The 8,726-nt window shown below is 62.5% G+C and carries 5 protein-coding genes; 2 read left to right on the top strand and 3 right to left on the bottom strand.

The genetic code is table 11. From position 1 onward, the window contains the following. Positions 1–2,392, bottom strand: a 2,392-nt coding sequence (gene acnB, locus VMA74_RS10320) for a bifunctional aconitate hydratase 2/2-methylisocitrate dehydratase (protein WP_325366674.1), incomplete at its 3' end; no start/stop codon positions are given. 299 nt (positions 2,393–2,691) lie between these two features. On the opposite strand from acnB, the gene acnA reads away from it, so the two are divergent. Further along, on the top strand, positions 2,692–5,442 hold the full coding sequence (gene acnA, locus VMA74_RS10315) for an aconitate hydratase AcnA (RefSeq protein ID WP_325366673.1): 2,751 nt from the start codon (positions 2,692–2,694) through the stop codon (positions 5,440–5,442). A gap of 88 nt (positions 5,443–5,530) precedes the next feature. Here acnA and VMA74_RS10310 read toward each other — a convergent pair whose 3' ends face one another. Continuing rightward, entirely contained in the window at positions 5,531–5,962 is a 432-nt protein-coding gene (locus tag VMA74_RS10310; RefSeq protein ID WP_325366672.1) for a hypothetical protein, read from the bottom strand. 148 nt (positions 5,963–6,110) lie between these two features. On the opposite strand from VMA74_RS10310, the gene VMA74_RS10305 reads away from it, so the two are divergent. Continuing rightward, the gene (locus VMA74_RS10305) at positions 6,111–7,796 is read left to right on the top strand and encodes a long-chain-fatty-acid--CoA ligase (RefSeq protein ID WP_325366671.1); all 1,686 of its coding nucleotides are present in this window, start codon (positions 6,111–6,113) and stop codon (positions 7,794–7,796) included. A gap of 99 nt (positions 7,797–7,895) precedes the next feature. Here VMA74_RS10305 and VMA74_RS10300 read toward each other — a convergent pair whose 3' ends face one another. Then, positions 7,896–8,267 (bottom strand): PilZ domain-containing protein, encoded by a 372-nt coding sequence (locus tag VMA74_RS10300; protein WP_325366670.1) that lies wholly within the window; start codon positions 8,265–8,267, stop codon positions 7,896–7,898. Between the last annotated feature and the right edge of the window lie 459 nt (positions 8,268–8,726).

The raw sequence follows: 8,726 nt of genomic DNA, 5'->3' as shown, positions 1-8,726 counted from the left end.
GGTTCGGGAAGTTGCGGGTGGAGGTGGAGAACACCGTGGCGCCTTCGCGTACCTGCGCCTGGTTGCCCATGCACAGCGAACAGCCGGGCATTTCCATGCGCGCGCCAGCGGTGCCGAGCACGCCGTAGTGACCTTCCTCGGTGAGCTGCTTCTGATCCATCTTGGTCGGCGGCGCCACCCACAGGCGCGTGGGGATATCGCGCTTGCCTTCCAGCAGCTTCGACGCCGCACGGAAGTGACCGATGTTGGTCATGCACGAACCGATGAACACTTCATCGATCTTGGCGCCGGCCACGTTGGACAGCGTCTTGACGTCGTCCGGATCGTTCGGGCACGCCACGATCGGCTCGTGCACGTCGGCCAGGTCGATCTCGATCACTGCGGCGTATTCGGCATCCGCATCGCGCTCCAGCAGTTGCGGATTGGCCAGCCATGCTTCCATCGCCTTGATGCGGCGCTGCAGGCTGCGGGCGTCCTGATAGCCCTGCGCGATCATGTATTTCAACAGCGTGATGTTGCTGTTGATGTATTCGATGATTGGCGCCTTGTCGAGGTGAACCGTGCAGCCGGCGGCGGAACGTTCGGCGGACGCATCGGACAGCTCGAACGCCTGCTCCACCTTCAGATTCGGCAGGCCTTCGATTTCCAGGATGCGGCCGGAGAAGATGTTCTTCTTGCCCTGCTTGGCGACCGTCAGCAGACCCTGCTTGATGGCGTACAGCGGGATCGCGTTGACCAGGTCGCGCAGCGTCACGCCCGGCTGCAGTTCGCCCTTGAAGCGCACCAGCACCGATTCGGGCATGTCCAGCGGCATCACGCCCGTTGCAGCCGCAAACGCCACCAGACCGGAACCGGCCGGGAACGAAATGCCGATCGGGAAGCGCGTGTGGCTGTCGCCGCCGGTGCCGACGGTATCAGGCAGCAGCATGCGGTTGAGCCAGGAGTGGATCACGCCGTCGCCCGGACGCAGGCTGATGCCGCCGCGGGTCGAGATGAAGGCCGGCAGATCGTGGTGCGTCTTGACGTCCACCGGCTTGGGATAGGCGGCGGTATGGCAGAAGGACTGCATCACCAGCTCGGCGGAGAAGCCCAGGCACGCCAGATCCTTCAGCTCGTCCCGCGTCATCGGGCCAGTGGTGTCCTGCGAACCCACCGAAGTCATCCTCGGCTCGCAATAGGTCCCCGGACGTACACCCTTGCCTTCCGGCAGACCGCAGGCGCGGCCGACCATCTTCTGTGCCAGCGTGTAGCCCTTGCCGGTATCGGCCGGATTCTGCGGCAGGCGGAACAGCGTGGACGGGGCCAGGCCGAGCGCTTCGCGCGCCTTGGCAGTGAGGCCGCGGCCGATGATCAGCGGAATGCGGCCGCCGGCGCGCACTTCGTCGAACAGCACGTCGGACTTCACCTGGAACTCGGCGATCACCTGGCCGTTCTTCAGCGCCTTGCCTTCATAGGGACGCAGTTCGACCACGTCGCCCATCTCCATGCTGGAAACATCCAGCTCGATCGGCAGCGCGCCGGCATCTTCCATCGTGTTGTAGAAGATCGGCGCAATCTTGCTGCCCAGGCACACGCCGCCGAAGCGCTTGTTCGGGATGAAGGGGATGTCCTCGCCCGTCCACCACAGCACGGAATTGGTAGCGGACTTGCGGCTGGAACCGGTGCCGACCACATCACCCACGTAGGCCACCAGGTGACCTTTCTGCTTGAGGTCTTGAATGAGCTGGATCGGGCCCCGCTTGCCGTCTTCTTCCGGCTGGAACGGCGCGCCGTCGCGCTTGTTCTTCAGCATGGCAAGACCGTGCAGCGGGATGTCCGGACGCGTGGTGGCGTCGGGCGCCGGCGAAAGATCGTCGGTATTGGTTTCGCCCGGCACCTTGAACACGGTGATGGTGAGGCTCTCCGGCACCTGCGGACGGCTGGTGAACCATTCGGCATCGGCCCAGCTCTGCAGCACGGACTTCGCATGGGCGTTGCCCTTGTCGGCCTTCTCTTTCACGTCGTGGAAGGCATCGAACATCAAGAGCGTTTTCTTCAGCGCTTCGGCCGCGATGCCGCCGACCTGCGCGTCATCCAGCAGTTCGATCAGCGGCTGGATGTTGTAGCCGCCGAGCATCGTGCCCAACAATTCCGTCGCTTTCTCGCGGCTGATCAGCGCGCACTGCTCGGTGCCGAACGCCACGGCGGCAAGATACGAAGCCTTGACCTTGGCCGCATCGTCCACGCCAGCCGGCACGCGGTGGGTGATCAGGTCAACCAGGAAGGACGCTTCGCCCGCAGGTGGGTTCTTCAGCAACTCGATCAGGTCGGCGGTCTGCTGGGCCGACAGCGGCAGCGGGGGAATGCCCAGCGCGGCGCGCTCGGCAACGTGTTGGCGATAAGCGTTGAGCATGCGATCGAATCCTTGGAGGATGGCATTGGCCGTGAACAGCCATCGCCCAAAAGGGATAGCTGCGAAGCCGCCTATTTTGCCAGCCGGCCCCAAACGGCAGCAACGACAAGCTGTTTCCGCCTGCGTTCGAAATCTTGCAAGGCAGGCGTAACTTGCATGCCCAGGGAATTGGCTCAAACTTCCCGGCATCCCCAAGCCGGAACGCGATCGCCTTGCAATTCCCCTAACGCCCGCTGCTTTAGCATCCCCGCTTTACGCCGCGTGCGTTTTCAAGTCTTCAAGCAACAGGAGCTCTCCCCATGCTGGACTCATTCGCCACCCGCGATACCCTCAAGGTCAACGGCAGCACCTACCAGTTCGCCAGCCTCGCCAAGCTCGGCCAGCGCTTCGATCTGAAGCACCTGCCCTATTCGATGAAGATCCTGCTGGAAAACCTGTTGCGCCACGAGGACGGCGTCAACGTCACCAAGAAGGAAATCGAAGCGGTGGCCAAGTGGGACCCCAGGGCCGAGCCGGATACGGAAATCGCTTTCATGCCCGCGCGCGTGGTGCTGCAGGACTTCACCGGCGTGCCCTGCGTGGTGGACCTGGCCGCGATGCGCGATGCCGTGGTGAAGCTGGGCGGCGATGCCAACCAGATCAATCCGCTGGCGCCGGCCGAGCTGGTGATCGATCACTCGGTGCAGGTCGATGTGTTCGGCTCGCCTTCGGCGATCGACAGGAATGTCGATATCGAATTCGAGCGCAACCACGAACGCTATTCGTTCCTGCGCTGGGGCCAGAAGGCCTTCAACAATTTCAAGGTGGTGCCGCCGCGCACCGGCATCGTGCACCAGGTGAACCTGGAACATCTCGCTCGGGTAGTGTTTACCGGCAAGAAGGACGGCGCAGACTGGGCCTATCCCGACACTGTCTTCGGCACCGATTCGCACACCACCATGGTCAACGGCCTGGGCGTACTGGGCTGGGGCGTGGGCGGCATCGAAGCGGAAGCGGCGATGCTGGGGCAGCCGTCGTCGATGCTGATCCCGCAAGTGGTGGGCTTCAAGCTCAGCGGCAAGCTGTCCGAAGGCGTAACGGCTACCGACCTGGTGCTGACCGTCACGCAGATGCTGCGCAAGCTTGGCGTGGTGGGGAAGTTCGTGGAATTCTTCGGCGATGGCTTGAAGCATCTGCCGCTGGCCGATCGCGCCACCATCGGCAACATGGCGCCGGAATACGGTGCCACTTGCGGCATTTTCCCGATCGACCAGGAAGCGCTGAACTATCTGCGCTTGTCGGGCCGCCATGAAGACCAGATCGAACTGGTGAAGCAATACGCGCAAGCGCAAGGCCTGTGGCATGACGAGAACACGCCGCATGCGCAGTTCTCGGCCACGCTGGAACTCAACCTCGCCGAGGTGAAACCGTCGCTGGCCGGCCCCAAGCGCCCGCAGGACCGCGTGCTGCTCGAAGACGTCAAGAAGAGCTATCACGACAGCCTCGCCGCGCTCACCGCCAACCGCAAGAACGGCGGCGAAGCGCGTGCAGAGGCGCGCCTTGCCAGCGAAGGCGGCGGCACCGCCGTGGGCCACGACGCCAGCGCGCTGGCCGAAGGCCCGCACATCTCGATGAACGGCCAGCAGTTCCGCTTGCAGGACGGCGCGGTGGTGATTGCCGCCATCACCTCGTGCACCAACACCTCCAACCCGGCGGTGATGCTTGGCGCCGGCCTGCTGGCCAAGAAAGCCGCCGAAAAAGGCTTGAAAGCCAAGCCGTGGGTGAAGACTTCGCTCGCCCCTGGCTCGCTGGTGGTGACCGATTACCTGGAAAAAACCGGCCTGCTGAAGGAGCTGGAAAAAATCGGCTTCTACCTGGTCGGCTACGGCTGCACCACCTGCATCGGCAACTCCGGTCCGCTGCCGCAGGAGATCAGCCATGGCATCGGCGAAGGGGATCTCGCCGTGGCATCCGTCTTGTCCGGCAACCGCAACTTCGAAGGCCGCGTGCATCCGGAAGTAAAAATGAACTACCTGGCCTCGCCGCCGCTGGTCGTGGCCTACGCATTGGCCGGTTCGCTGGACGTCAACCTCGCCACCGATCCGCTAGGCCATGGCAGCGACGGCAAACCGGTGTACTTGAAAGACATCTGGCCGAGCAACAAGGAAATCTCCGATCTCATGGCCGGTGCCGTAAGCCCGGAGATGTTCAAGAAAAACTACGCCGACGTGTTCAAGGGCGACAGCCGCTGGAACAGCATCGCATCACCGGAAGGCGCGGTGTACCAGTGGGCCGACTCCACCTACATCAAGAACCCGCCCTACTTCGAGGGCATGACGATGGAGACGGGCAAGCTCGAAGACATCCACGGCGCACGCGTGCTGGGCCTGTTCGGCGATTCGATCACCACCGACCATATTTCGCCCGCCGGTTCCATCAAGAAGGACAGCCCCGCCGGCCGCTTCCTGATCGCCAAGGGCGTGGAGCCGAAAGACTTCAACTCCTACGGCTCACGCCGCGGCAACGACGACGTGATGGTGCGCGGCACCTTCGCCAACATCCGCATCAAGAACCTGATGCTCGATGGCGTGGAAGGCGGCTACACGCTGTACGTGCCGAGCGGCGAACAGATGGCCATCTACGATGCGGCCATGAAGTACAAGGCCGACAAGACACCGCTGATCGTGATCGCCGGCAAGGAATACGGCACCGGCTCCTCGCGTGACTGGGCGGCCAAGGGCACGCTGCTGCTGGGTGTGAAAGCCGTCATCGCCGAAAGCTTCGAGCGCATCCATCGCTCCAACCTGGTAGGCATGGGCGTGCTGCCACTGCAATTCAAGGACGGCGAGAATGCAAAATCGCTGGGCTTGACCGGCAAGGAAACCTTCGAGATCACCGGCCTCACCGATGGTGAAGCGAAAGAAGCCAAAGTCGTGGCGAAGAGCGACAAGGGTGAGAAGACCTTTACCGTAAAGGTGCTGCTGCTCACGCCGAAGGAACGCGAATTCTTCCGGCATGGCGGCATCCTGCAATACGTACTGCGTCAGCTGGCAGGCAAGAAAGCCGCCTGACTCCGTAGGTTGGGGTGAGCGCATGCGAACCCCAACATCGCCATGTCACCAGCATCCCGTGTTGGGGTTCGCATACGCGCACCCCAACCTACAGTTGCTGCGTCCATGTCGCGTTATAGCAGCGCCAGTCGTGCCCTTCCCTGCGCCACGCGGTTTCCACTTTGTACACGCCTAGTTGCGATGGAAACAATTTCCCGCCGCTGGTCAGCGTGACGGTAAAGCTCGCCACATACCGCTCGCCGCGTGGCTGCACGTCCACCGGTCCCAGCACCGCATGCAAGGTTTCGCCACGAAATCTCGCGGCGCGCAGCAGGTTGCCGATGTCCTGGCGCGTCATCGCGCCATGGTTGCCGTCGAAATCATCCGGCAGCGGTGCGACGACCGCCGACGCGTCGACCTGTTCGGCCGCCTGGACCGCTTTGTCGATGGCTTGCCGAATCAACACTTCATCCGGTGCGCGATGGCAACCGGCCAGCAGTATCAACAATGCCAGGAACGAAAATCGGTACAGGTATTTCATGCTCGGTTTCCAGCAACTTCCCCGGGAGACGTCGCTGCGACGCGGCTTGCCGCTGTACGCTGGCGTATGCTCCAATGCCTTGCCGTCATGATGCCTGATGCGCGCGGCCATCACTATTGGCAATAATTCAGGGAACTTGGGATTGAACATGAGTAATCAGCGTCCGTGGCTGAGTCACTATCCGGCTGGCGTACCTGCAGAGATCGACATCAATCAGTACGCCTCGGTGGTGGCGGTACTCGAAGAGGCCTTTGAACGCTTCCAGGCGCGCGACGCGTTCTCCAGCTTCGGCAAGCGGCTGAGCTACGGCGCCATCGATACGCTGAGCCGGCAATTCGCCGCCTACCTCACCGGCGAATTGAAACTGGCCAAGGGCGATCGCGTCGCCATCATGCTGCCGAACATCCTGCAATATCCGATCGCGCTGTTCGGTGCGCTGCGCGCCGGCATGGTGGTGGTCAACACCAATCCGATGTACACCGCGCGCGAACTCAAGCATCAACTGGAAGACTCGGGCGCAGTCGCGATCGTGGTGCTGGACAACTTCGCCTCGACGTTGCAGCAGATTGTCGCCGAAACCCACGTCAAGCACGTCGTGACCACCGGCATCGGCGATCTGCTCGGCGCCAAGGGCGTGCTGATCAACTTCGTGCTCAAGCACGTCAAGAAGATGGTGCCGCCTTATGCGCTGCCGCATGCGGCGCGCTTCAAGGATGCCTTGGCGGCCGGCGCAAAACATGACACGCCGAAGCCGTCGATCACGCACGACGACATCGCTTTCCTGCAATACACCGGCGGCACTACCGGCGTCGCCAAGGGCGCCATGCTCACCCATGGCAACATGGTGGCGAACATGATGCAGGCCGGCGCCTGGATCGGCGCGAACCTCAAGGAGGCGCGCGAAGTCGTCATTACGGCGCTGCCGCTGTATCACATCTTTTCGCTCACCGCGAACGGCCTGGTGTTCATGCGCCTCGGTGGCCTGAACATCCTCATCACCAATCCGCGCGACATGCCGGCGTTCGTCAAAGAGCTGCGGCATTCGCACTTCTCGGTGATCACCGGCGTCAACACGCTGTTCAACGGCTTGCTCAATACACCGGGTTTCGAAAGCGTGAATTTCTCCCGTCTGCATCTGAGCCTGGGCGGCGGCATGGCGGTTCAGCGTGCGGTAGCGGAGCGCTGGAAGAAGGTCACCGGCTGCACATTGGCGGAAGCGTACGGGCTCACCGAAACGTCACCTGCCGCCTGCATCAATCCGCTGGATATCAAGGAATACAACGGCTCGATCGGCTTGCCTATTTCCTCCACCGACGTGGCGATCTGGTCCGAGGACAACCAGCCGTTGCCGATCGGCCAAGTGGGCGAGCTGATGGTGCACGGCCCACAAGTGATGAAGGGCTACTGGAAGCGCCCCGACGAAACCGCCAAGGTGCTCACGGACGACGGCTGGCTACACACCGGCGACATCGCCAAGATGGACGAGAACGGCTACGTCTACATCGTCGACCGCAAGAAGGACATGATCCTGGTGTCCGGCTTCAACGTGTATCCGAACGAGATCGAGGACACGGTGATGAAACACCCCGGCGTCGCCGAAGTGGCGGCCATCGGCGTACCCGACGAGCATTCCGGCGAAGCGGTCAAGCTGTTCGTGGTACGCAAGGACCCGAACCTTACGGTCGACCAGCTCAAGGAGTTCTGCCGCGAGAACTTCACCGGCTACAAACGCCCCAAGACCATCGAATTCCGCGATGCGCTGCCCAAGAGCAATGTAGGCAAGATCCTGCGGCGTGAATTGCGGGATGAGAAGAAGCAGGTGGCTAGTGCTTGATGCGGGAATCGTAAATCGGGAATGGTCAATCGATTAAGAGCGATCGCCTGCAAGCTTGCCGGACACCGCTGTCACGATTGACGATTCCCGGTTCCTCCCTCACTCGTCGTGCCACATCTCCAGGATGTCGGCATAGCCACCGAGCAGATTCCACAGCGGCACCTGCTTGTCCTCCGGAATGCGCGTATACGCAAAACCGATGTGCCGCTCCGACACGCGAGCCACCTTCGCCTCAAGGTGGATGTGCAGGTCACCGCCGAAGATCATGTCGAGCATCCAGCTCTCGCCAGACTGGCCGTTCCATGCCGCCGGTCGGCGCAGCAAGGCGCCGGTGGCGGAGATATCGATCAGGTCGGTCGGATGGGACTCCTCGCCGTGGCTCATCAATACCGTGGTTTTGATGCGCATGCGCGCCGGGCGCAAATGCTCCCGGTCGGAACCGTCCATGGCGTGCCCATCTTTTGTCGTCATCGTTTTCATCTCCCTACAGCTTACGTCGCCGGTGCGACGTCCTGACCCGACCTTCGCAGCCACGCACTGCGCCTCCAGGCAGCATTCGCGGCTCGTCGGCACCAGCGTCATCCCACTGATGTCCCCCCGGATGTGCGCCTATGATGAAGCAAGCCACATGCCACTGCTACAAGTGCATTTCACCGGTGAAAAAGGGGTGAGTGGTTACGTCGGCGGCGCGCCGCCGACACGCAAGGTCACATGCTGCCGCAGCTGGCGCAGTCCCTAGCGCATCCGTTTTTTTACGCTACGGCACACCTGGACAACCCGCTAGCGCAGCTGAAAGCCCTCGCTGGGAGCTTGTCGGGCTTGAGTGGTCGAGGCGTAGCGCGCCTGCGCCAGGACATACTTTTCGGCGATTCGCGAGCCCATAGGGGTGCCATGGGGCCATAGCGTCCACGGCCACATGGACCGCGCAGG

This window comes from Dyella sp., assembly GCF_035508675.1.
Lineage (GTDB): Bacteria > Pseudomonadota > Gammaproteobacteria > Xanthomonadales > Rhodanobacteraceae > Dyella_B.
The sequence above is the reverse complement of the archived record's forward strand: the minus strand, read 5'-3'. Positions and strand labels throughout refer to the sequence as shown.